This is a genomic window from Streptomyces sp. NPDC022910, assembly GCF_055561075.1.
The window spans coordinates 22,656-46,110 of sequence record NZ_JBVHHL010000039.1 but is presented as its reverse complement, the minus strand read 5'-3'; the positions used below and the strand labels follow the sequence as shown (position 1 = coordinate 46,110).

At 71.1% G+C, this 23,455-nt stretch carries 19 protein-coding genes and 1 pseudogene; 11 read left to right on the top strand and 9 right to left on the bottom strand.

Going from position 1 to position 23,455, the window contains the following annotated elements; all coding sequences use genetic code 11:
- Window positions 1–44 precede the first annotated feature (44 nt).
- The 4 genes from ACZ3TS_RS29580 to ACZ3TS_RS29565 form a co-directional block, all read right to left on the bottom strand.
- The gene (locus ACZ3TS_RS29580) at window positions 45–779 is read right to left on the bottom strand and encodes an ATP-binding cassette domain-containing protein (RefSeq protein ID WP_467623911.1); all 735 of its coding nucleotides are present in this window, start codon (window positions 777–779) and stop codon (window positions 45–47) included.
- Window positions 776–1,363 carry a hypothetical protein gene (locus ACZ3TS_RS29575; protein ID WP_467623910.1) on the bottom strand — a complete coding sequence of 196 codons (588 nt, stop codon included), beginning with the start codon at window positions 1,361–1,363 and terminating at the stop codon, window positions 776–778. The genes ACZ3TS_RS29580 and ACZ3TS_RS29575 overlap by 4 nt, the downstream gene beginning before the upstream one ends.
- Window positions 1,360–2,664, bottom strand: a complete 1,305-nt coding sequence (locus tag ACZ3TS_RS29570) for a DUF7224 domain-containing protein (protein ID WP_467623908.1) — start codon at window positions 2,662–2,664, stop codon at window positions 1,360–1,362. Before ACZ3TS_RS29570 ends, ACZ3TS_RS29575 begins: the two co-directional genes overlap by 4 nt.
- A 268-nt stretch (window positions 2,665–2,932) precedes the next feature.
- On the bottom strand, window positions 2,933–3,367 hold the full coding sequence (locus ACZ3TS_RS29565; protein WP_467623906.1) for a hypothetical protein: 435 nt from the start codon (window positions 3,365–3,367) through the stop codon (window positions 2,933–2,935).
- Between the two features lie 480 nt (window positions 3,368–3,847).
- Here ACZ3TS_RS29565 and ACZ3TS_RS29560 point away from each other — a divergent pair, with 480 nt between their 5' ends.
- The 3 genes from ACZ3TS_RS29560 (at window position 3,848) to ACZ3TS_RS29550 (ending at window position 6,475) form a co-directional block, all read left to right on the top strand.
- A complete protein-coding gene (locus ACZ3TS_RS29560; protein WP_467623904.1) occupies window positions 3,848–4,087 on the top strand; it encodes a hypothetical protein in 240 nt (79 codons plus the stop codon).
- Window positions 4,088–6,169: a 4-alpha-glucanotransferase gene (gene malQ / locus ACZ3TS_RS29555; protein ID WP_467623902.1), complete on the top strand. Its 2,082-nt coding sequence runs from the start codon at window positions 4,088–4,090 to the stop codon at window positions 6,167–6,169.
- 66 nt (window positions 6,170–6,235) lie between these two features.
- Entirely contained in the window at window positions 6,236–6,475 is a 240-nt protein-coding gene (locus ACZ3TS_RS29550) for a hypothetical protein (RefSeq protein ID WP_467623900.1), read from the top strand.
- 213 nt (window positions 6,476–6,688) lie between these two features.
- Here ACZ3TS_RS29550 and ACZ3TS_RS29545 read toward each other — a convergent pair whose 3' ends face one another.
- Window positions 6,689–7,258 carry a TetR/AcrR family transcriptional regulator gene (locus ACZ3TS_RS29545; protein ID WP_467623899.1) on the bottom strand — a complete coding sequence of 190 codons (570 nt, stop codon included), beginning with the start codon at window positions 7,256–7,258 and terminating at the stop codon, window positions 6,689–6,691.
- 128 nt (window positions 7,259–7,386) lie between these two features.
- Between ACZ3TS_RS29545 and ACZ3TS_RS29540 the strand changes: the two genes are divergently transcribed.
- Complete coding sequence (locus ACZ3TS_RS29540) at window positions 7,387–8,916, top strand: FAD-dependent monooxygenase (protein ID WP_467623896.1); 1,530 nt, start codon at window positions 7,387–7,389, stop codon at window positions 8,914–8,916.
- 330 nt (window positions 8,917–9,246) lie between these two features.
- Here ACZ3TS_RS29540 and pepN read toward each other — a convergent pair whose 3' ends face one another.
- Window positions 9,247–11,826 carry an aminopeptidase N gene (gene pepN / locus ACZ3TS_RS29535; protein ID WP_467623894.1) on the bottom strand — a complete coding sequence of 860 codons (2,580 nt, stop codon included), beginning with the start codon at window positions 11,824–11,826 and terminating at the stop codon, window positions 9,247–9,249.
- A 284-nt stretch (window positions 11,827–12,110) separates the two neighbouring features.
- Here pepN and ACZ3TS_RS29530 point away from each other — a divergent pair.
- Window positions 12,111–12,582, top strand: a pseudogene (locus tag ACZ3TS_RS29530) (DUF1203 domain-containing protein).
- A 66-nt stretch (window positions 12,583–12,648) separates the two neighbouring features.
- Here ACZ3TS_RS29530 and ACZ3TS_RS29525 read toward each other — a convergent pair.
- Window positions 12,649–13,665 carry an aspartate-semialdehyde dehydrogenase gene (locus ACZ3TS_RS29525; RefSeq protein ID WP_467623891.1) on the bottom strand — a complete coding sequence of 339 codons (1,017 nt, stop codon included), beginning with the start codon at window positions 13,663–13,665 and terminating at the stop codon, window positions 12,649–12,651.
- A gap of 340 nt (window positions 13,666–14,005) precedes the next feature.
- On the opposite strand from ACZ3TS_RS29525, the gene ACZ3TS_RS29520 reads away from it, so the two are divergent.
- Window positions 14,006–14,545, top strand: a complete 540-nt coding sequence (locus ACZ3TS_RS29520) for an RNA polymerase sigma factor (protein WP_467623889.1) — start codon at window positions 14,006–14,008, stop codon at window positions 14,543–14,545.
- 1 nt (window position 14,546) lies between these two features.
- Window positions 14,547–15,350, top strand: a complete 804-nt coding sequence (locus ACZ3TS_RS29515; RefSeq protein ID WP_467623888.1) for a hypothetical protein — start codon at window positions 14,547–14,549, stop codon at window positions 15,348–15,350.
- Between the two features lie 62 nt (window positions 15,351–15,412).
- Here ACZ3TS_RS29515 and ACZ3TS_RS29510 read toward each other — a convergent pair whose 3' ends face one another.
- On the bottom strand, window positions 15,413–18,718 hold the full coding sequence (locus ACZ3TS_RS29510) for a S8 family serine peptidase (RefSeq protein WP_467623885.1): 3,306 nt from the start codon (window positions 18,716–18,718) through the stop codon (window positions 15,413–15,415).
- 254 nt (window positions 18,719–18,972) lie between these two features.
- Window positions 18,973–19,512, bottom strand: a complete 540-nt coding sequence (locus ACZ3TS_RS29505) for a CGNR zinc finger domain-containing protein (protein ID WP_467623884.1) — start codon at window positions 19,510–19,512, stop codon at window positions 18,973–18,975.
- Between the two features lie 147 nt (window positions 19,513–19,659).
- On the opposite strand from ACZ3TS_RS29505, the gene ACZ3TS_RS29500 reads away from it, so the two are divergent.
- The 4 genes from ACZ3TS_RS29500 to ACZ3TS_RS29485 all read left to right on the top strand — a co-directional run bounded on the left by ACZ3TS_RS29500 (window position 19,660) and on the right by ACZ3TS_RS29485 (window position 23,453).
- Complete coding sequence (locus ACZ3TS_RS29500) at window positions 19,660–20,103, top strand: VOC family protein (protein ID WP_467623881.1); 444 nt, start codon at window positions 19,660–19,662, stop codon at window positions 20,101–20,103.
- 2 nt (window positions 20,104–20,105) lie between these two features.
- Complete coding sequence (locus ACZ3TS_RS29495; protein ID WP_467623880.1) at window positions 20,106–20,993, top strand: pyridoxamine 5'-phosphate oxidase family protein; 888 nt, start codon at window positions 20,106–20,108, stop codon at window positions 20,991–20,993.
- Window positions 20,994–21,002: 9 nt separating this feature from the next.
- The gene (locus ACZ3TS_RS29490) at window positions 21,003–21,461 is read left to right on the top strand and encodes an NUDIX hydrolase (RefSeq protein WP_467623879.1); all 459 of its coding nucleotides are present in this window, start codon (window positions 21,003–21,005) and stop codon (window positions 21,459–21,461) included.
- Between the two features lie 231 nt (window positions 21,462–21,692).
- Window positions 21,693–23,453 carry a TIGR03767 family metallophosphoesterase gene (locus ACZ3TS_RS29485; RefSeq protein WP_467623878.1) on the top strand — a complete coding sequence of 587 codons (1,761 nt, stop codon included), beginning with the start codon at window positions 21,693–21,695 and terminating at the stop codon, window positions 23,451–23,453.
- The last annotated feature ends 2 nt before the right edge of the window (window positions 23,454–23,455 follow it).

Below are 23,455 nucleotides of genomic sequence, written 5' to 3'. Positions count from 1 at the left end.
CCCCGCGACCGTGACGCGGGGCCGGTCGCCGTGGCCTGCCTCTGCTACTCGAGGTGGCCCAGGAGAGCGGTGTACGCACCTTCCGCGGCGCGCCCGAGGGGAACGCCGGCCGGAGCGTGGGCCAGGAAGGACGGGGTCGTGCCGGAGTGCAGGATCCGTCCGCCCTGCAGAACGGTGACGTGATCGGCTTCCTCGGCGAGGTCCGCGACGTCGTGGGTGGACATGAGCACGCGCACCTCGTCCCTCAGCCCGGCCAGGATGTCCCGGAAGACCCGGCGCTGACGCGGGTCCATGCCGGCCGTCGGTTCGTCCAAAAGCAGCACCCTGGCCTCGTGCACCAGGGCGGCGGCCACGCCCACCCTGCGCAGCTGGCCGCCGGAGAGGCGGCTGGTGCGCTCGTCCGCCTTGTCCGAGAGCTCGACGCGTTGCAGCGCCCGGCGTGCCTGCGCCCAGGCGTCGCCGCGGTTCATCCCCTTCAGCCAGCCGATGTAGGCGACGTACTCGCGTGCGGTCAGGGAGGGCAGCGGGGTGATGGTCTGGGGCATCCAGGCGACGGCCTTGCGGAACTCCCGGCTGCCGGCCCGCAGCCGGCCGAAGGACACCGAGCCGTCTTCCGGGGCGACGACGGACGCCGAGATCTTGAGCAGTGTCGACTTTCCCGCGCCGTTGGGGCCGAGAAGGATGGTCAGGCCGCCGGGGAGCTCGTAGCTGAAGTCGCTGAGCACGGGCCTCTTGCGTCGGCCGTAGGCGTACGTGCAGTCGGAAAGTACCAGGGTCATGGCTGATTCCTTCGAGAGCGGAGCTGGGCGGCGATCCCTGCGGCGAGGGCCACGACGGCGGCGATCGCGGCATGCGGGGCACCGAGCGGTTCGGGGACGATCGCCCAGAAGTACGGATCCGTGAAGGTGCGGAAACCGACGAGGACGACGGCCATGACCCAGGCGACGGGCACCATGACGGCGGGTGTGCCGAGCAGGGCGTGGAAGCAGAGCATCAGCCCGGTGAGGAAGGCGGTGTTGCGTCCGACCGCCCAGGCGGCGGAGGAGCCTGTGAGGGCGCCGACGGCGAAGCCCACGAGCAGCGAGGCGACGACGACCGCGAGGACCAGGAGCGTGTCCATCCGCCGGACCGGCCGGATCCCCGAGATCTCCGGGGCCGGCAGCCGTGAGTCCAGGCAGTGGGCCACCGCCGCCACCGGCACGATCGCGACGAAGGTCATCACCTGGGTCTGGGTGCCGCCGGAGAGGCTGATCGACGGCAGCAGGGCCGTCGTGTCCTGGAAGACGAGCGTCAGCAAGGCCAGCCCCGCCAGGCTCGCGGGAAGCACCACATGGGCCTGGCGCGCCTTGAGCCACCAGATCATCCGGCCGCTCCGGTCCCGGCCTTCGCGCATGCCGCGGTCAGCTGCTGCCGGTACCAGTGGGTCTGCTCGGCCTCGGGCTTGTCGAGCACGGCGCTCACCTGTCGCTGGAGCGCCGACCGCTGATCCGTGCCGTAGAAAGGGTCCTGCTCGAGGAACTTCTCGAGCGTCCTCGACTCACCGGTCCGTGCGGCCGCCCATCCGACCACGACCCGGGTGGTGGCGATGTCGGGTCTCGCGCACGGGAAGGCGACCGCCATGCGGACGATCTGGTAGCGGAGGGTTCCGCGCTTGGCGCCCTTGGTCAGGCCCACCCGCCAGGTGCTCTGGGTGGAGACCGGGTGGCTGGGCCCGTCGGCGAGCGTGTCGGTGACGAGCGACGGAGCGGTGCGGGTGACGCCCGCGGCGGTCAGGTCCTCCAGGGCGCTAGCCACATCGGTGCGTACGGCGTCCAGGTCGCCCGCCGTCTCCTTGGGCATGCACACCTTCGGCGCCGTGCCCGTGCACGACAGGGCGACGTCACCCTCGGCCAAGGGGGGCGTGGGGCCCCAGCCCCGGGTGATGGAGAAGGCGCTCACCGCGCAGACACCTGCGAGGCAGGCGGCGAGTGCCATGCGTACGGCGGGTCGGCGCAGCGCGGACCAGGACGACCACAGCAGGGTGGTCGCCAGCGCCACACCGCAGGTCGGCAGAAGCTGAGCGAGCATGGACGTCCAGGTCGCGGCCTCGCCGAACATCAGCGTGTGGGGGTACTGGCCGCTTATGTGACGCCACCAGAAGGCTTCAAGGGTGACCGACGTCGCCACCAGGAGAAAGACCACCACGGCCAGGACGGGTGCGGCGAAGACGGGCTTGATCCGCAGTCCCACGGCGAAGCCGATCACCGAGTGCGCGACGGACACGAGCATCGCCATCAGCAGCGGCCGCGCGCTCACGAGAGTGGGCGTCGCACCTTCCTGGACCAGAGCCATGACCACCGGCAGGAGCAGCATCAGCCAGGCCAGGGCGATCACGGGCCCGAGCGCCTCGGCGGCGATCCGGTAGCGGGAGCGGGCCGGGGCGAGCTGCCAGACCGCCCCCTGGGTCAGACGCCCGCTCTCCCAGGCACCCAGGGCGGAGGCGAGAGCGTAGACGAACGGGTACATGGACGCCAGCGGGTAGGCGACCAGGGTCGGGGCGTAGGCGTAGCCCGACTCCGAGATCGAGGGGGCGGTCACCTCGTAGTAGTAGAAGAGGGCCAGCGCGATCGCGACGGGGAAGGCCCACAAGGCGCTGCTGGCGCGCAGCCGAGTGCGAAGTCTCACGGATGTCCTTGGGTGGGGGGCGGGGGGTGGGGGGGGGGGGCCCCCCCCCCCCCCGGGCCCCCCCCCCCCCCCCCCCCAAAAATAAGGGGCCCCCCGCACACACGACGGGGGGTGGCAGCAAAAGAGAAAAAAACGACACAAACAAAACAAACACAANNNNGTACGTGCCCCCCCCCCCCCCCGCCCGCCCCCCCCCCCCCCCCCCCCCCCGGGCCCCCCCCCCCGGGGGGGGGGGCAACGCCCCACCACCTCCTGATCGTTCGGCCGCTCAGTCCGCCTGCGTGGTGTCGACGTAGACGCTGCTGACGGAGAGCAGGCAGCAGGAACCGCCTTGGGCGATCTTGTCCGTCTCGAAGTAGAAGTCACCGGACGGCAGGCCGGTCCACTCACCGTTGCTGGTGTAGCCCGCGCCGTTGAAGCAGTTGGTGAACGTCTTGCTGCCGTAGTTCGGGTCGACCGACAGCGGGACGTCTCGCCACATCTTGACGACGACCTGGTCCGTGGTGCCGTACTGGGCGAAGCAGTTGGTGAACTGGACCTGCGAGTAGCTCTCGTCCGCCCAGCGGCGGGACTCGTGGCCGTCGGTCCAGCTGCTGATGTAGCTGGACCAGTTGGCGGACGCCGCGGGCGCGTTGACAAGCCCCAGGGAGGCCACGGCGGCGGCTGCCGCAGCCGCGCGGCGTATGGTGGTGGCGGAACGCATGTCTGTTACTCCTAGTCAGGTTGCGGATCATGTGCTCCGGAGGCGGATGCGCCTCCAGGCCCCTTCAGGCCGGCCAGGGCGTGAAGGGGCCCTTAAAGATCACTTACGTGCTTCACCTTGTCAACATCGCTCGTTTTCAAAGGCTTTACCTTCCCGTGGCCGCTTCCGTCCTCTAAGTCCGGTCGCCTGAGCTGCTGTTCCCGGGGCCCGCACTACGTCCGTCCCCGTCATGTCGCGGCTGCGAGGCCTCCTCCTCGCTCGGCTCCCGGCGGCTCCGCCGGAGAAGCGGTGACTCCGCCGTTCACGTGGCTAGAGTGTCGACGGGAGTAGCCGATGTGTCGTATTTGTCCCTCCAGGGAGAAGCGCACCGGAACGAAATGTGACCAGACGCACGTTGTTCCTCCGGGTACGTCTGCGAACGCGCCCACTGGGTAGGCCTGCTCTCACCCGCATCCGTCGTACGACGACAAGGAGGCCCCCGTGGCCGCACCGGCACACCTCTTGCTCCCGGCCCTGTCCAAACGCGACGCGGAGCCGTCCGCCGACCCGGACGCCCCGCTGTGTGTCCTGAGCGCGGAGGGCGCCTGCGCAGAGGCGCCGCTGACCAGTGAGCCGCCGCTGCCCGACGCCGAGCCCCTCACCAGCGAACCCCCACTCGCCGATCTCACGCCCCTGACCAGCGAGCCCTCGGTCGCCGGCCCGGACTCCACGGGGTACTAGATGACGCCGGCCGACCCCGCGCGCGACGGGACGCCGCTGGCCCGGCTTGCCGCGCTGCACGGCGTCGCCACCTCCTACCGCCCGTCCCCGGACCGTACGGTCGCGGCCTCGGACACCGCCGTCACCGCCGCCCTGGCCGCGCTCGGCGTGGACGCGAGCACCCCGGAGGCCGTGCGCCGGGCCCTGGCCGCACGCGAGAGCGAGCTACGGGAACGGCTGCTGCCGCCGACCGTGGTCTGCTGGGGCGGGCGGCCGCCCGCCGCGCTCGCCTCCCTCCCGGACGGCACCCGTCTGCGGATCGAGACGGAACAGGGCGAGACGCGCGCCTCGGCCGAACAACTCCCGCCCGGCATCCATGCCTTGCACGTCACCGCACCCGACGGACGCACCGCCGATGCCCATCTCGTGGCCGCGCCCGCCCGGCTGCCCGCGCCGCCGGCCCGCTCCTACGGACTGCTCGTCCAGCTCTACTCCCTGATCTCCCGCCGCTCCTGGGGCATGGGCGACCTCGGTGACCTCGCCGAGGTGACCGCATGGGCCGGACGGGCGCTCGGCGCCGGGTTCGTGCAGGTCAACCCGTTGCACGCGGCCGTGCCTGGTGCCCCCACCGACCCGTCTCCCTACCGTCCCTCCTCCCGCCGCTTCCCGGACCCCGTGCACCTGCGGATCGAGGACGTCCCCGAGTTCCCCTACGTCGAGGACCGGACCCGCCTCCTCACGCTGCTGGAGCGCGCGGCGCGGCTGCGGGAATCCGTCCTCGACAAGGGCGCGTTGATCGACCGCGACGCCGTGTGGGAGCTCAAGCGCGAGGCGCTCGAACTCGTGCACGCCGTCCCCCTCGGACCCGGACGGCGCGCCGCCTACGCCGACTTCCTGGCCGAGGAGGGCGTGGTGCTGGAGGACCATGCGACCTGGTCCGCGCTCGCGGAGGTGTACGGCTCCGACTGGCACGGCTGGCCCTCCCGGCTGCGCTATCCGCGCTCGCCCGAAACCGCTCGCGCCCGCGTCGAGTTGATGGACCGCGTCGACTTCCACAGCCGGCTCGCCTGGCTGACCGACGCCCAGCTCGCCACCGCCCAGCGCACCGCGCGCGACGCCGGGATGGCGGTCGGTCTGATCCACGACCTCGCGGTCGGTGTGCACCCGGGCGGCGCCGACGCCTGGGCGCAGCAGGAGTACCTCGCGGCCGGCATGTCGGTGGGCGCCCCGCCGGACGCCTTCAACGCGCGCGGCCAGGACTGGGGCCTGCCCCCGTGGCGCCCCGACCGCCTCGCGGCCTCCGGATACGCCCCCTACCGCAGGCTCCTGCGCGCCCTGCTGCGGCACGCGGGCGCCCTGCGCATCGACCACGTCATGGGGCTGTTCCGGCTGTGGTGGGTGCCGCAGGGGCAGCCGCCCACGGAGGGTACCTACGTCCGCTACGACGCCGAGGCCATGCTCGCCGTCCTGGTGCTGGAGGCCTCGCGTGCCGGGGCGCTGGTCATCGGCGAGGACCTCGGGACAGTGGAGCCCGGCGTGCGCGAGGCGCTGCACGAGCGCGGAGTGCTCGGCACGTCCGTCCTGTGGTTCGAGCGCGACTGGGAGGGTACCGGGCAGCCGTTGCCGCCCGAGCGCTGGCGGGCGGACTGCCTGGCCACCGCCACCACCCACGACCTGCCGCCGACCGCCGCCCGGCTCACCGGCGAACACGTCGAACTCCGTGACCGGCTCGGCCTGTTGGCTCGCCCCCTGGACCTGGAGCGGGCCGCTGCGGCAGCCGACACCGGCGAGTGGCTCGCCCTGCTGTCCCGCCTGGGTCTGCTGAAGGGGGCGAGCGGAGGGGTCTCGGCGGTGTCGGAGGAGCGGGAGATCCAGGCCGTCCACCGCTTCCTGTTGCGCACCCCCGCCCGGCTGATCGGCGTCTGGCTCCCCGACGCGGTGGGCGACCGGCGCCCGCAGAACCTGCCGGGCACCTGGGACGAGTACCCGAACTGGCGGCTGCCGATAGCGGACGCGCAAGGGCAGCCGGTGACCCTGGAGGACCTGGCGGCCTCGCCGCGGCTGCACGCGCTGCTGGACGTGTTGCGGGGGAGGGGCGGGTGACCGGGCCCGGGCCCGTACCGCACCCCCGGGCGCGCGGGCCGTTGGGGCGTTCGCTAGTTTGGCACCGTGGACAAGAAGAACGCCCTGCGCGCCGGCGCCCTGGCTGCCGGTACGACGCTGATGATGCTGCTCATGTCGTCCCCCGCGCTCGCGCTCACACGCGACGACGGCGACGACCCCGGCAAGGGCCTGAGTGTGGCCGAGACGCTGGGGCTCTTCGTGGCGGCGCCGCTCGTGCTGTTCGCGGTCATCGCCGGTCTCGTCATGGCCACGGACAGGTCCCGCAAGCAGGCGAAGCAGGGCTGACATCTCTCCCGGAGCCGCGGTCCTTCCGCCGCCCGGGCCCTTGGGCCGCCTGATCCCTTTCACGCTTCCGTCGAGGGAGTCCGCGCACCCGTACGATGCGCGGACTCCCTCGACGTCTTTCACTCCCCTGCACCGTCCTTCGCCGTCTGTCACCCGTATGTATGCAGTCGGTGCAGGCAACCGGCGCGCGGTTCCGTCGTACGCGCCCGGCGCCTACGGGTGGGGCGCCGTGAGATAGCGCCGGACCGTCGGCGCCAGCCAGGCCATGACCTCCTCGCGGGCCAGGGCGACGGCCGGCGGGAACTTCAGCACATACCGTGCCAGCGCCATCCCGAGCACCTGCGACGCGATGAGCCCGGCCCGGGCCGGTGCCTGCTCGGGGTCCGGGCAGAGGTGCCGGGCGACCGGCAGCAACTGGTCCCGGAAGATCCCCTGGAGCCGCTCGGCCCCTGCCGGATTGGTGACTCCGACGCGCAGCATCGCGGTGAGCGCGTCGTTGTTCTCCTCCCAGAGGGTGAGGAAGTGGCTCACCAGGACCTCGCCCACGTCGTGGCTGCGCAGCCGCTCGGGGTCGGGCAGGCGCAGATCGACGTCGAGGACCGCGTCGAAGAGGCCCTCCTTGGAGCCGTAGTAGCGCATCACCATGGACGGATCGATCCGTGCGTCCTTGGCGATCGCGCGGATGGTGGCGCGCTCGTAGCCATCGGAGGCGAAGCGCTCGCGCGCGGCGGCGAGGATCGCGGTGCGGGTGGCGTCGGAGCGGCGGGGTTGCTTCTCAGGCATGCCAACAAACGTAGGCCAACACGTGTTGACAGTCCAGGTGAGACCTGCCTATGTTGGCAAACGAGCGTTGGCCTACACATGTTGGCCAACAGGTGTAGGCCAACAATGGTTGGCCCCAGGAGGTGGCCATGACAGGCAAGTCCCGCACCACCAGCACCACCGTTTCTGGTCACGGCACCGCCGCCGGTGTCCTTGTCGTCGGTTCCGGTCCCACCGGCCTCCTCCTCGCCGGTGATCTCGCCGCCGCCGGTGTCCCTGTCACCCTCGTCGAGAAACGCCCCCACAAGATCAGCAATCTCTCCCGCGCCTTCGTCCTGCACGCCCGCACCCTGGAGCAGCTCGACGCCCGCCCGTCTCCCATGACCACCCTCGACGGACGTGCCGCGCACGCAACTGCTTCGCAAAGCCTCGCCGACGACCTGGAGGCCAAGGGCCGGCCCCTTTCCGACATCCGCCTCTTCGGCCGCCTCTCGGTCCGGCTCGACACGCTCCCCTCCCGCTTCAATCACCTGCTCGTCCTCCCGCAGTACGAGGTGGAGAGGGCGCTGGAGCGACGCGCGGTCGAGGCCGGGGTGCGGTTCGAGTACGAGACCGAGGTCACCCGGCTGAGCCAGGACGACGGCGGTGTGACGCTGCACGTCCGCCGGGCCGACGGCGAGCCCGGCGAGATGCGCGCCGCTTACGCCGTGGGCGCCGACGGCCTGCACAGCGTCGTGCGCCAGGCGATCGGCCTGTCCTTCCCCGGCAAGTCCGTCATCCGTTCGGTCGTCCTGGCCGACGTGCTCCTCGACCAGAAGCCCGAACAGGTGCTCACCGCCAACGCGGTCGGCGACGCGTTCGCCTTCATCGCGCCCTTCGGCGACGGCTACTACCGGGTCATCGGCTGGCACCGCGGCCGCAACGTCCCCGACAGCACGCCGCTGGACCTCGCCGAGGTCCGCGAGATCGCCCGTCTCGCGCTCGGCCGCGACTACGGTATGCGCGACGCCCGCTGGATGTCCCGCTTCCACAGCGACGAGCGCCAGGCGCCCGCGTATCGCGTCGGCCGCGTCTTCCTCGCGGGTGACGCAGCGCACGTGCACACGCCGGCCGGCGGCCAGGGCATGAACACCGGTCTCCAGGACGCCGCGAACCTCTCCTGGAAGCTCGCCGCCGTCCTGCGCGGCCACGCCGATCCCGCCCTCCTCGACACCTACCAGTCCGAGCGCCACCCCGTCGGCAGGTCGGTCCTGCGCAGCAGCGGCGGAATCGTCCGGCTGGCCATGGCCAAACGCCCCTGGACCGTGGCCCTGCGGGCCGCGCTGACCACCTTCGTCGACCACGTGGGTCCGGTGCGGCGGCGCGTGACGGGAGGGATCACCGGCATCGGATACGCGTACGCCGCCCCCCGCGGCGCCCACCCGCTGGTCGGCAGGCGCATCCCCGATGTCGCCCTCACCTCCGGCCGGCTCTACGAAGCCCTGCGCGGCGGCCGGTTCGTGCTGATCACCCCTGAGGGGTACGAGGCGGCGGGCCGCAAGGACCGGCTGGCGGTGGAGCGCTGGGCGAGCGAGCGGCACACGACCGTGCTCGTGCGGCCCGACGGGTACGTCGCCTGGGCGGCGGACTCGGCGGACCCGGCGACGACCGGCGCCGCCCTCGCCGCCCACGTGGGATGAGACAGGACGCGATGGACGTGACGGTTCCCGCCCGGCGACGGTGGGCGGGCGGTCGTCGAAGAAGGAGCCGTGGCCCGGGACCGGTGTCCCGTGTGCGGCAAGCCGCTGCCCGCCCGCTCCGGATGTATCCGGATGTAAAGGGCGTACGTCCCTCTATCGGAGGTAAAAGGCGTACGTCCCTGTACAGTTCGCCCGCCTGCCGGCGGAAGGCCTGGTCGCCCACTGTCCGCCCCCGGACAAGAAAGAGACCACGGGCGACAGCAACTCCAGCGGATCCTGAGCACAGCGGAGGGCGCCCGGTACACGCCGGGCGCCCTCACATCCGTACGGCTATGCGGCGGTCGCGTCCGCCGCCTGTGCCCTCAGCGCCCGTTCGACGCCCGCGCGTGACTCCAGGATCAGTCGGCGCAGCGCCGGCGGCGGCTCGGCGGAGGCCAGCCAAGCGTCGGTCTTCGCCAGCGTCTCCTCGGAGACCTGGATCGACGGGTGGAGCCCGACGACGATCTGCTGGGCCATCTCGTGCGAGCGGGAGTCCCAGATGCCCTTGACCACCTCGAAGTACTTGTCGGTGTACGGGGCGAGCAGCTCGCGCTGGTCTGTCTGGACGAAGCCCGAGATCACCGCCTCCTGCACGGCGTTCGGCAGCTTGTCGGACTCGACGACCGACGCCCAGGCCTCCGCCTTGGCCTCCGGCGTCGGGCGCGCGGCCCGGGCGGTGGCGGCGTGCCGCTCACCGGCCGCCGTCTTGTCCCGCTCCAGCTCTCCCGCGATCTCCGCCTCGTCGAAACGGCCCACCGCGGCGAGCCGCTCCACGAACGCCCAGCGCAGCTCGGTGTCGACGACCAGACCCTCGACGGTCTGCGTACCCTCTAGCAGCGCCTCCAGCAGATCCAGCTGCTCCGGTGTACGGGCGGTCGCCGCGAAGGCGCGCGCCCACGCCAGCTGGTGGTCGCCGCCCGGCTCGGCGGAGCGCAGATGGGCCAGGGTGGCGTCCGTCCAGCGGGTCAGCAGCGCCTCGCGCGTGGACGGGTCGGCGTACAGGTCGATGGCCAGCTTCACCTGGCGGTGCAGCGACTGCACGACACCGATGTCGGACTCCTTGCCGATGCCGGAAAGGACCAGGGAGAGGTAGTCGCGGGTCGCCAGCTCCGCGTCCCGCGTCATGTCCCAGGCCGAGGCCCAGCACAGGGCGCGCGGAAGCGACGAGTCGAAGTCGCCCAGGTGCTCGGTGACGAAGGCGAGGGACTTCTCGTCCAGACGGACCTTCGCGTACGACAGGTCGTCGTCGTTGAGCAGGACGACGTCCGGGCGGCGCCGGCCGGCCAGCTGCGGTACGGCGGTCAGCTCGCCGTCGACGTCGAGCTCGATCCGGCCGTCGTCGGCGCGCAGCAATTTGCCGCTGTCGGCGTCGAGGTGGTAAAGGCCGATGGCGATGCGGTGCGGACGCAGGGTGGGCTCACCCTTGGCGCCGGCCGGGAGTGCGGGGGCCTCCTGGCGGATGCCGAAGGAGGTGATGACGCCGTTGTCGTCGGTCTCGATCTCCGGCCGCAGGATGTTGATCCCCGCGGTCTCCAGCCATTTCCTCGACCAGCTCTTCAGATCCCGGCCGGAGGTCTCCTCCAGGGCGCCCAGCAGGTCGGACAGGCGCGTGTTGCCGTACGCGTGCCGCTTGAAGTACGCCTGCACGCCGCGGAAGAACTCGTCCATGCCGACGTACGCGACGAGTTGCTTGAGGACCGAGGCGCCCTTGGCGTACGTGATGCCGTCGAAGTTGACGAGCACGTCGTCCAGGTCGTTGATCTCGGCCATGATCGGGTGCGTGGACGGCAGCTGGTCCTGCCGGTACGCCCACGTCTTCATGGAGTTGGCGAACGTGGTCCAGGAGTGCGGCCAGCGGGACTGAGGGTGGTACGCCTGGGACGCGATGGAGGTGTAGGTGGCGAACGACTCGTTCAGCCACAGGTCGTTCCACCACTCCATGGTCACGAGGTCACCGAACCACATGTGGGCCAGCTCGTGCAGGATGGTCTCGGCGCGCACCTCGTAGGCCGCGTCGGTGACCTTGGACCGGAAGACGTACTGGTCACGGATGGTCACGGCACCCGCGTTCTCCATCGCGCCCGCGTTGAACTCCGGCACGAAGAGCTGGTCGTACTTCTTGAAGGGATACGCGTAGTCGAACTTCTCCTGGAACCAGTCGAAGCCCTGCCGGGTCACCTCGAAGATCGCGTCCGAGTCGAGGAACTCGGCGAGGGAGGGCCGGCAGTAGATGCCGAGCGGGACGCTCTGGCCGTCCTTCTCGTACACACTGTGCACGGAGTGGTACGGGCCCACGATCAGGGCGGTGACATACGTCGACAGGCGCGGCGTCGGCTCGAAGACCCAGACGTCGTCCTTCGGTTCGGGGGTGGGCGAGTTGGAAATGACGGTCCAGCCGGTGGGAGCCTTCACGGTGAACTGGAAGGTGGCCTTGAGGTCCGGTTGCTCGAAGGAGGCGAAGACGCGGCGGGCGTCCGGGACCTCGAACTGGGTGTAGAGGTACGCCTGGTCGTCGACCGGGTCGACGAAACGGTGCAGGCCCTCGCCGGTGTTGGTGTACGCGCAGTCGGCGACCACGCGGAGCACGTTGCGGCCCTCCAGGAGACCGGGGAGCGCGATCCGCGAGTCCTTGAAGACCGCGGCGGGGTCGAGCGGGTCGCCGTTGAGGGTGATCTCGTGGACGGTCGGGGCCACCAGGTCGATGAAGGACTCCGCGCCGTTTTCGGCGGAGTCGAAGCGCACCGTGGTCACAGACCGGTAGGTGCCGCCCTCCTGCGCGCCGGAGAGGTCGAGATCGATCTCGTACGAGTCAACGGTGAGCAGCTTCGCCCGCTGCTGCGCCTCTTCGCGAGTCAGGTTTGTGCCAGGCACGCGGTCATCTCCTCGTTATGTGTGGGTTGCGCCATCCTTCCACGTCGCCACTGCGTTGGGCGATGACCGGGGTGTGCGGCACCGTGCGCCTGCCTGGCACCCGGTGGCTGCCCGGCCGTCGCGGGGGGCTGCCGCCCAGCCCCCCGCTTTCGGCCTGAACGGCCCCGTCCTCAACCGCCGGGCGGGCTGATTTCGCCGTCCGGCACCGGGATGCTCACCGGTACACGGAACGCCATGTCCGTTTCCCGCCGGTGGCGGGGGCGGGTGCGCGCGAGTCTGGGGCTATGACGACATACACGGCACGACCCATCGATCCGACGGACCTGAAGGAACTGCGCTCCATGGACGACGCGGGCCGCCCCATGGCCCCCTTCGCGGACGAGGAGGGCGACGCGCCCCCTGCGCTGCTGTCTGCGCCGGAGCGCGCCGGGCGACCGGATCGCCCTGGTCTCGTACGCACCCCTGCGCCGCTGGGCGGCGGAGACGGGCGCGGACCCGGGGGCGTACGACGAACAGGGACCCGTCTTCATCCACGCCGATGAGTGCAGGGGGCCCGACCTGCTCGGATATCCGTTCCCGGGTGCCCACCGCACTGTCCGCCGGTACTCGGAAGAGGGCCGCATCCTCGGCGGCCGTCTGGTCGAGGAAGGCGTCGAGGCGGCCGTCACGGAGGCGTTCGCGGACCCGGAGGTCGCGCTCGTCCATGTGCGGGCGGTGGAGTACGGGTGCTTCCTGTACGAGGTCCGCAGGGACTGACCACGGCCAAGGGCGCGCACCACACGGTGCGCGCCCTTGGCCGTGGTCCTTACCCGCTCGGCTCCGCTACTTGCTCAGTTCCGCTGCGACGAGCTCCGCGATCTGCACCGCGTTGAGGGCCGCGCCCTTGCGGAGGTTGTCGTTGGAGATGAACAGGGCGAGGCCGTACTCCACCGTCTCGTCACGGCGGATGCGGCCGACGTAGGACGGGTCCTGCCCGGCGGCCTGCAGCGGGGTCGGGATGTCGGACAGGGTCACGCCCGGTGCGCCGGCCAGCAGCTCCGTCGCGCGCTCCACCGGCAGCGGGCGCGCGAAGCGGGCGTTGACCTGGAGGGAGTGGCCGGAGAAGACGGGGACGCGGACACAGGTACCGGAGACCTTGAGCTCGGGGATCTCCAGGATCTTGCGGGACTCGTTGCGGAGCTTCTGCTCCTCGTCCGTCTCGTTCAGACCGTCGTCGACGAGGTTGCCCGCGAAGGGCACCACGTTGAAGGCGATCGGGCGCTTGTAGACCTGCGGCTCGGGGAAGTCGACCGCCCCGCCGTCGTGGGTGAGCCTGTCGGCGTCGGCGACCACCTTCTGGGCCTGGCCGTGCAGTTCGGCGACGCCCGCGAGGCCCGAGCCGGACACCGCCTGGTAGGTGGCGACGACCAGCGCCTCGAGGCCCGCCTCCTCGTGCAGCGGCTTCAGCACCGGCATCGCGGCCATCGTCGTGCAGTTCGGGTTGGCGATGATCCCCTTGGGGCGGTTCACGATCGCGTGCGGGTTCACCTCGGAGACCACGAGGGGTACGTCGGGGTCCTTGCGCCAGGCCGAGGAGTTGTCGATCACGACGGCGCCCTGCGAGGCGACCTTCTCGGCCAGCGCCTTCGAGGTCGCGCCGCCCGCGGAGAACAGCACGATGTCCAGGCCGGTGTAGTCGGCCGTCGCCGCGTCCTCCACCGTCACGCCGTCGAGGACCGTCCCCGCCGAACGGGCCGAGGCGAACAGGCGCGGCTCGCCGACGGGGAAGTTCCGCTCGGTGAGGATCCTGCGCATGACCGTGCCGACCTGACCGGTGGCTCCGACGATTCCGACCCTCACGGCGACTCCCTCTGCGTGTCTTTACGTGCTCTGTTGCCTGGCCGAGGCTTTTCCATCATGCGGCCGACCCCGGGCCGCCTGTCCAATTCTTTGCGCTGTGTGCCCGAGGAATGGGACGTGAGGGCCCGGTCGCCGGTTGCGGGCATCCGGTGTCCACCCCGGCTGAACTGGAGAAATTCGCCCGGTGAGCGCCCCGCGCCGCAAGCTGTGCTGTCCCGCGCCTGCCCGTCGCCTCCCGGCCCACACGGCGGTGTGACGTACACCTCTGCCCTACGCCCCAGAAGTCGTCCGAACGTTTCGGCCCCCCGCGGCGTCGTAGAGGAAACGGGCAAGGGGAGGGGTGGCTGTGCTGCGCAGAAAGGCCCGCCGCGGGCTGGGGGCGGACCACGCGGTGGACGATCCCCTGGACGCGGCCCAGGAGCGGCGGGTGCGGGCGGTGCTCGCGCTCGGCGGGGTTCCGCAGGCGGACCTGCCGGACGGGGTGCAGCAGGTCCGCCTGCGGCTGCTGGAACGGGCCGCGAGCGGCCGGGAGGCGCCGCGCGACGTCTCGGCCTGGGCGGCGGTCGTCGCCTCCAACCTGGCGATGGACTGGCACCGGGCCAAGCGCCGCCAGGAGCGGCTCGGGGAGCGGCTCGCCTCCCTGCGGCAGCCGGAGCACGCCTCCGGCGAGGACTCCCGCCTGCTTCAGCTCGCGGTCGCCCGGGGCCTGGACGAGCTGCCCGACGCCCAGCGCCAGGTGCTCGTCCTGCGCTTCTACGCCGATCTGCCGGTCCGGGGGATCGCTCAGGAGCTCGGCATTCCCGAGGGCACGGTCAAGAGCAGGCTCCACACGGCGGTGCGCGCGCTGCGCGACCGTCTGCACGAGGACGAGGTGGTGTGACGTGGCCGCCGAGTACGACGGCGTCGACGCCCTGATGGCGGCGATCACCGGCGAGCCGCTGCCGGAGGCGGCGCGGGCCGATGCCGAGTTCATGGCGGGACATCGGGCGGCCGTGGCCGACGTGGCGCTGCTGCGGGAGCAGCTGAGCATCGTCGGGGAGGTGCTGGCGGAGCCGGCGGGCGAGGCGGCGGCGTCACGGACCGCCGTCACGGACGCCCCACGGCCGGTCACCGTCTCGGACGTTCCTGACGTCGCCCGTCCGGTGCGGCCCGCGCGCCGCCGCCGGGCCCTGCGCATCGCCCTCGGCTCGCTCGCGGCCGTGGCGGCCCTGTCGATGGTCGTCGGGCTGAGCCGACTCATCGCGCTCAGTGGGGGAGCGGACGACACCGCGTCCAAGAGCAGCGCCGACGCCGGCTCCCGAAGCAGCGGTGCCGCCGGCCCCTCGGCCGGCGACGGGCCGCCGCCGTCCGATCCCGAGCTGGAAGTGGCGTGCTCCCGGCTCGTCGTCGAGGGGACGGTGGCCGAGGTGGGACCGCTCGGTGATCCCCGGATGCGGGTGGTGCTGACCGTCACGCGCTCCTACAAGCCCGAACACGGTCCGTCCCGCGTCACCTTCCTCCTCGACAGCGGGGCCGAGCCGCAGCCGCGCCGGGGCCAGCATGTGCTGATCCGTATCCCGCGGGGCGGGGACGGGCCGACCCTGTGGGCCGTGGGCGACGAGCGCGTCGCCGCGAACCGCGCGTGGATCATCAAGGCGCTGCCCGGCGCCCGGCACACCGGGTGTCCCTCGGACGGGCCGACCTGACCCGTACCACGACGAAGGGCGGGCGCCCTTGTGGACGCCCGCCCTCACCGCCGTACGGAGAGCTACGGCGTGACCTTCTCGATCTTCACGCTGCCGATGCCCGCGACCGTGCCGCGGCCGTTGACCAGCTGGACCTGCCCGAAGAACTCACGTCCCTCGGGAGCCGCCGCGGCCGCGGTGACCGTGCCGGAGACCGTCGCGGAGTCACCGGTACCGAGCTTGACCGGCGCCGACCCGTCGACCGAGACCTGGCCCAGCGCCGGGGAGAAGAACACGTCCCGGTAGTCGTACGCCGTCGAGCCGGACGGGACCGAGTAGCCCACGACCTCGATGGTGTACGTACCGGCGGCGGGCGAGGCGATGTGCACGGCCTCCTCGGAGTCACCGTCCGCGGACTGCCCGACCTCCTTGCCGGCCGCGTCGTACACCGTCAGGTCGAGGTCGGCGGCCGTGTCCGACACGTTGCCGATGACGACGTCGAGCGACGTGGCGCCCGCGGGGACCTCGACGGTGGTGGTCTGCTTCTCAGCACCCTTGATGGTGGGCCGTGCCGTCTTGGACGAGCCGAGCGGGCCGCCGACCAGCTTGCCGTCGAGGGCCGCGTACTTGTTCGTCACCTTCCAGGAGGCGGCGGCCGGGGTGCCGACCTTGGCCTCGGGCACGGTCACGGTCTCCGGGTCGAAGGCCGCGCCGAGGACGGTGACGCCCAGCTTGTACGGGTTGTCGAGCAGCGGCGACGTACGGCGCGACTCGACCTCGATCTCCCAGACGCCGGCCTGCGGGTCCGCGTACGAGCGCACGTCGGGCTTGCAGCCGTTGCCGTCGAGGTAGTTGTTGTAGCAGTAGGGCGTCGAGGTGGTGTCGACCGGAACGCCGTACGGATGGATCGCGATGAACCGGGTCTGGCTCTTGTCCTTCAGCCCGCCGATCGCGACCTCGAGCGACTTCGCGCCCTCGGGCACGGTCAGGAAGTACGACTGTCTGCTGTTGCGCTGCACCGAACTCGACGCCGAGTAGGTGTACTTGACCGGGGTCGAGACCACGACCGTGGTCAGGATCTGCTTGTCGACGCCCTCGGTGAAGGGGTCGTCGACCTCGAGGATCGCGCTCTTGATGCCCGCGGAGTGCGGGGCGGCCTGGACCTTGACGGTCACCGGCTGGTTCAGCGGCAGCCGCACCAGGGGGGAGCCGAGGATCCGGAAGGTGTCGCCGGCGTTGTTCCGCAGGGACAGCGTGTGCCAGACGGCCTTGTCGGAGCCGGAGGTACGGGTGACGGTCACGTCGTACGTCTTGCGCTCACCCGCCTTCAGGCCGCCCTCGCGGTCGTACAGTCCCGTGCCGAAGCCCGGAGTCTTCAGCGCGTAGTCGATCGCGGTGTCGACCGGGGCCTTGACCGTGTAGTCGTGGGAGGTGGCGTCGCCCTTGATGGCGTCCCACGCGTCCACGATGTTGATGCGGCCCGCGCCCTCCTCGTACGCCTGCACACCCTTGATGTGGTCGGCGGTCGAGGTGAGGGCCGTGCGCAGCTTCGCGGGCGTCAGGTCGATGCCCTGCTGCTTGGCGGCCGACAGAAGCAGGGCTGAGGCGCCCGCTGCCTGCGGGGACGCCATCGAGGTGCCCTGGAGCATCGAGTAGCCGGCCGGCAGCGAGTAGCCCGCCTCGGCGACCGGGGAGCCCGGCAGCCAGGTCTGGGTGGTGTTGATCGCGGCGCCCGGCGCGACGAGCGTCGGGGTGAAGCCGCCGTCCTCACGCGGTCCGCGCGAGGAGAAGGGCATCAGCGCGTACTCCGTCTCCACCTGCGAGCCGTAGTTGGCGGCCCAGGTCTCCTTGGAGATGCCCGCGCCGACCGAGATCACCTTGTCCGCGAGGCCGGGGTCGCCGATGGTGTTGGCACCGGGGCCGGAGTTGCCCGCGGAGATCACCAGCTGGACGCCGTAGGTGTCGATGAGGCGCGTGTAGAGCTCGGCGCGCGCGTTGTTGCCGTCGTTCAGCGCCGGCAGGCCGCCGATCGACATGTTGACGATGTCGACGCCGCGGTTGACAACGAGGTCGATCATGCCCTCGGTGAGCGCGATGTTGGTGCAGCTGCCGGTCCAGGTGCAGGCACGCGAGGAGACGATCTTCGCGCCCGGGGCCGCGCCGTTCATCTTGCCGCCGAACAGGCCGTTCGCCGAGGTGATGCCCGCGACGTGCGTGCCGTGCTCGGACTCGATGACGCCGATGTTGACGTAGTCGGCCTTGGCGCCCGCGGCGTTGTAGACGACGTCCTTGCGGATCTCGACGACGAACGGGATGCGCTCGACGACCTCGGTCGAGGGGTCGTCGGTGCCGAAGTAGCCGATCTGGTAGCCGTCCTTGTACGGCTTCATCGGCACGTCGTCGGTGAAGTCGAGGTTGTCGTTCGCGTCGACGCGGACGGTGCCGGTGGCCGGGTCGTACAGCACGCCCCAGGCGTCGGTGGTGTCGCCGTCGCGGTTCAGGTCGCCCTGCATGTCGCCACCGGTGGTGGCGGACTCGTACATGTAGTTGAACTTGTACGCGCCTGCGGGGGCCTTGAACGTCTCGGTGCCCCCGCCGGTCGAGGGGACGGAGAACGTCGGGCCGGAGACCGAGGCGGTCATGCGCCGCCAGGTGCCGTCGCCGTCGGAGACCGGGTCGGTGGCCGTCACCCAGTCGACGATCTTCCGTTCGCCGGTGGTGGTCTTCTGCAGCGCCGGGTGGCCGAGGTCGACGCCCGAGTCGAGAATGCCGATGGTGATGCCCCGGCCGTCCGCCTTCGGGTGGTCCTTGACGAAGTCGACGGCACCCGTCTCGAAGGACGGGTTGTACGGGTTCTCGGCGGGGGTGTTCCTGCCGGGGGCGGAGTAGGTGGCCGTGCCCCGGGCCGAGGCGCCCTTCGCGGTGTCCGCGCCGGGCGTCGGGTCGTCCAGCGGGATCTCCTGCCGCAGGTCGATGCCGTGCACGGAGGAGAGCTTCGCGGCGGCGGCGATGGCGGCGTCCGCCTTCGCCGTCGGGACGGTGGCGCGGACGTAGCCGACCTTGTCGTAGGTCTGGCCCACGATGCCGCCCTTGACCGCGTCCAGTTCCTCGGTGACCTGTTCGGTCTGGCCCGGCGTGGTGGCGATCATCATCGTGACGTTCTTGTCGCCGTCGGCCTTGGCCTCGGTGAGGAGGTCCGCGTCGTCCGAACCGAGCTTGGCGCTCGCGGACTTGACGGACGGGTCGGCGGAGACCGGCTGCTGGTCCGCGGAGAAGGCCACGGGTATCGGCCCGGCCGCGGAGAGCGCGGCCACGAGTCCCGTGGCGAGGGCTAGGCGGGCCACGCGTCTCGCGCCCGATATCGGGGCGCGCTGAGGGTCGGTGGTCATCGGCATCCCTTGTAGGTAAAGGAACGAAAGGGGTGCGGCCGGAACCCGAAGGTGGATCGGTCCTGGCCGCGGTCGTCCGGATTTCGGGTCCGGAAGACCGCTCAGCTTTACCCAAGGGACAGATGTTTGGGGAGAGTTGACCGAGACGGGATGGAGTCATGGCGTAATTCCGCCATACGTCATCGGGGATTTAGTGACGCAGGCCGGGACATTCCTGTGCACCGGCTTCCCCCTACGCGCGTAGTCCGCGGGACTCAGCCCTCACGTGTGCGCGCGTAGTGACGGGACGCCTTCGCGCGGTTGCCGCAGGCCGCCATGGAGCACCAGCGGCGGGTGCCGTTCCGCGACGTGTCGAAGAAGTGCAGGATGCAGGCCTCGTGGGCGCAGCCGCGGATACGGTCCCCGGCGGTGGCCAGCAGCTCTAGGTAGTCACGGGCGGCGAGCCAGGCGGGACCCCAGGCCGGGTCGTCGAACTCGGCGCGCTCGCCGGGCCCTTGGGGCTCCAGTGTCGGCCGCAGTCGCCCGTGCTCGAGCACGGTGTCGACGAGCCCGGCCCCTTCCTCCAGTGACCTGTCCACCGCGGTCTTCAGGGCGTCGCGCGCCTGGAGCGTGTGCCGCAGGGTCGCGTCGTCGGCGGCGAATGCATCGAGCCCGTTGGTGGTCAGCCACACCGCGAGCCCGGCGGTGTCCGTGAGCAGGTCCTGGACGGCTCCCTCGCGCATCCAGCGGGTGTTGAGCAGGTCGAGCGCGAGCGGCTCCCCGGTGAGCGGGCGTGGATCGCGGACGACGGACATCGCATGCTCCTCGGTTGCTGACCTTGCTAACCGGTCAAGGGTATGTGAGCGGTTGACGCTTCTTGATTCTAACCTCTAATGTCGATTACAGAGGTTAGCCTGCCCGGCCCGGATTCCTCGGGCTGCCATCGAACTGAGGGGACCGCCATGTCACTGCGCACGGGCCACGTCGGCCTGAACGTCACCGACCTCGACCGCTCGCTCGTCTTCTACAGGGACGTCCTCGGCTTCCAGGTCCTCGCGGAGGGCAAGGAGGACGACCGCAGGTACGCGTTCCTGAGCGAGGGCCCGCGCCCGCTGCTCACGCTCTGGCAGCAGGCGCAGGGGGCGTACGACACCGGGCGCGCCGGACTGCACCACCTCGCGCTGGAGGTGGACACTCTCGAGCAGGTCAGGGAGTACGAGACGGCGCTGCGCGGGTACGGAGTGGAGTTCGCGTACGAGGGTGTGGTCGCCCACCAGGAGGGCTCGGCGTCCGGCGGCATCTTCTTCCACGACCCGGACGGGACACGGCTGGAGATCAGTGCGCCGAGCGGGGCCGAAGGTGCCCCCGTCCCCCACGCATCCGCTCCGACCTGCGGATTCTTCTAGCCATGGGCGTCTACCACGCGGGCTCGCGCGCGGTGCAGGACCGGGTCGGCGTCCGTGAGCAGGCGGACCACGTGGGCCGGGCCGTCGGCGACACCCTGAAGCCGGTGGCCGCGGCCTTCCTCGAGCTCCAGCCGATGCTGGTGCTCGGCGCGGCCGACCCGGTCGACGGCGCCGTATGGGCGTCCCTGCTGACCGGTGAGCCGGGATTCGTGCAGGCCACGAGCCCTCGCCGGGTGTCGGTCGCCGGCAAGGCGACGCCCGTCGACCCGCTGGCGCGGGCGCTGACCGCGGAGGGCGTCCGCGTCGGCACGATCGCCCTCGACCCGCGCACCCGCCGCCGTATGCGCCTGGGCGGCCGCTCCCGCCCGACGTCGCGGGGACTGGTGATCGAGGCGGAGAAGGTGTTCTCCAACTGCCCGAAGTACCTGCAGAAGAGGGAGTCGTACGAGACGGTCGCGGGCCGCGGGCCGGGGGAGCCCCGGCGCGATCGTGAACTGACACTCGCGCAACGGGAGTTCGTCAACCGGGCCGACACCTTCTTTCTCGCCACCGTTCATGCCCGGGGAGTCGATGTGAGCCACCGCGGCGGCAACCCCGGTTTCGTACGGGTTGTGTCACCCCGCGAACTGAGCTGGCGCGACTACCCGGGCAACTCCATGTTCCTCACCCTCGGCAACCTCGCGACGGACCCCCGCGCCGGGCTGCTGTTCCTCGACTGGACGACGGGTACGGTCCTGCAGCTCACGGGCGAGGCACGGACGGAGTTCGGCGCCGACGGGGAGCGGAGGGTCGGCTTCACCCTGGCCACGGCGGTCGAGACGACGGGCGCGAGTCCCCTTCGCTGGTCTCCTCCCGAATACTCGCCTGCCAATCCCGACCCGGCGGGGTAACGTCCCCGAGTGCGCAAGAAGTTGAGGGTGGCGGCCTACGCCGTCTGTGTCCGCGACGGCCGGCTCCTGCTCGCCCGTATGCCCGGCCCCGACGGCACGTCCGAGTGGGGCCTGCCGGGCGGCGGCATGGAACACGGCGAGGACCCCTACGACACCGTCCTGCGGGAGGTGGAGGAGGAGACCGGCTATCGCATCGAGCTCACCGGGCTGCTCGGCGTGGACTCGATCCGCCACCGCTCCCGTGACCGCTTCGGCCGCGCCGTCGACCACCACGGAGTACGGCTCGTCTACGAGGGGCGTGTCATCGGCGGCGACCTCCGCAACGAGGTCGGCGGTTCCACGGACCTCGCGGCCTGGCAGGATCTCGCCGCCGTGCCCGGGCTGACGCGCGTCGGACTCGTCGACGCCGGGCTCGCGCTGTGGCGGCAGCGACCTGCGGCGGGCCGGCCGGCACTGCCAGAGGGATGACTTCACTACCCCGTGAGTTGAACACGGAGTGACCGCTCCCGGGCCGCCCGAGGAGCGGTCGTGAACGCGCAGGGTAGCCCAAGATCGACGTACGGTGATCGGCGCTGCGTGTTGCCGCCGCGTTCATGCTCAGGTCACTCCCGGTGCCAACGATGCAGAGCGAGCGGGACATTCGCGGCAGCGGCTGTTCCGCGATCACTGCTGACGTGTTCGCACTCGGGGAGACCGCGCATGTCGCGCATACGCTCTGTCGCCACGGCGGCTGGACCCAATCGTCGCACTCTGCTCGCCGCCGCCGGGGCGGTGTCCCTGACCACGGGCCTCACACTCGCGCTGCGGCCCGAGGAGAGCCATGGCGTCGGCACCTCGGCCCGCACCGCTGCCGGCGAGGCTCCCGTCGCCGTCTCCCGGCAGGCGCCGGCCGCGTCCCTCGCCCCGTACACCAAGGGCACCACGCTCGCCGGTGTCGCCGCACCCCGGGGCAGATCCGGTTACCGCCGTCTCGGCGACGGCCCCGGCTGGAAGCGCGTCGTGCGCAGCGAACTGGCCGCGCCCAAGTCCGGCCGGGCCGGCCGCCGTGCCGCGCTCGCCGCTTTCGTGCAGTTCACCGATACACATCTGGCGGACACCCAACACCCCCTGCGCACCGAGTACATGCGCTCGGCCGACCTGCACGCCTGGCGGCCCCACGAGGCGTTGACCGTGGCCGGTGCGATCTCGCTGGTCGAGCGGGTCAACTCGCTGCGCGGCGCTCCCGTCACCGGTGCACCGCTCCACTTCGTCATGACCACCGGCGACAACACGGACAACAACGCCAAGTCCGAGCTCGAGTGGTTCATGAAGATCATGAGCGGTGGCCGCATCACCCCCAACTCGGGTGACCCCCGGCACTACGAGGGCGTCCAGAACAGCGGGCTCAAGCTGTACTGGCAGCCCGACTCGAACGCGCGTGACGCCGACAAGCAGCTCGGCTTCCCGCACATCCAGGGCTTCCTGGCCGCCGCGATCCGCGAGGTGCGCAGCCCCGGCCTCAACCTGCCCTGGTACTCCACGGTCGGCAATCACGACGCCTTGCCCCTCGGCTGCTACGCGAACGGCGACCCGTACCTCGCCGAGTACGCCATCGGCGGCAAGAAGCTGATGAGCCTGTCCGCGGCGGAGGCGAAGAATCTCCAGGACGCGATCAAGAACGCCACGGACCCCAAGGGCGTGCGGTTCCGCGACCTGCTCAAGGCCCACGCCCGCGCCATGCGCTCGGTCACCCCGGACGAGAGGCGCGCCCCCTACACCCCCGCCGACTACCTCAAGGCCCACCTCGACCCGGCGTACACCGGTCTCGGCCCGGTCGGGCACGGCTACTCGGCGGCGAATCTGGACGCCGGCACCCAGTACTACTCCTTCCGCATCGCCGACGACGTCATCGGCATCAGCCTCGACAGCACCGACCCGGGTGGCCACTTCCAAGGTGCCCTCGGCACGGCGCAGTTGAAGTGGCTGGACAAGACGCTGCGCGACAACAAGGACTCGTACGCCGTCGTCTTCAGCCACCACACCAGCACGACGATGGACAGCACCGTCCCCGACCCGGCCCGCCCGAACGAGCGGCGCCACGGCGGAGCCGAGCTCGTCGCCCTCCTCGGCAGCCACCGCAACGTGCTGGCTTGGGTGAACGGACACATGCACAAGAACGCCATCACCGCGCACTCCGCCCCCGACGGCCGCTCCTTCTGGGAGATCTCCACGGCCTCGCACATCGACTACCCGCAGCTCGCCCGCGTCATCGAACTGGTGGACAACAAGGACGGTACGCTGTCGATCTTCACCACGCTGATCGAGTCCGCGGCCCCGCACCGCACGGATTTCACCGATCTGTCCCAGACGGGACTGGCCGCCCTCTACCGAGAGCTGTCCTTCAACGCCCCCGGCGCCCACATGACGTTCGCGGGTGACGCCGTCGACCGCAACACGGAACTGGTGCTGAAGAAGGCCTGAAA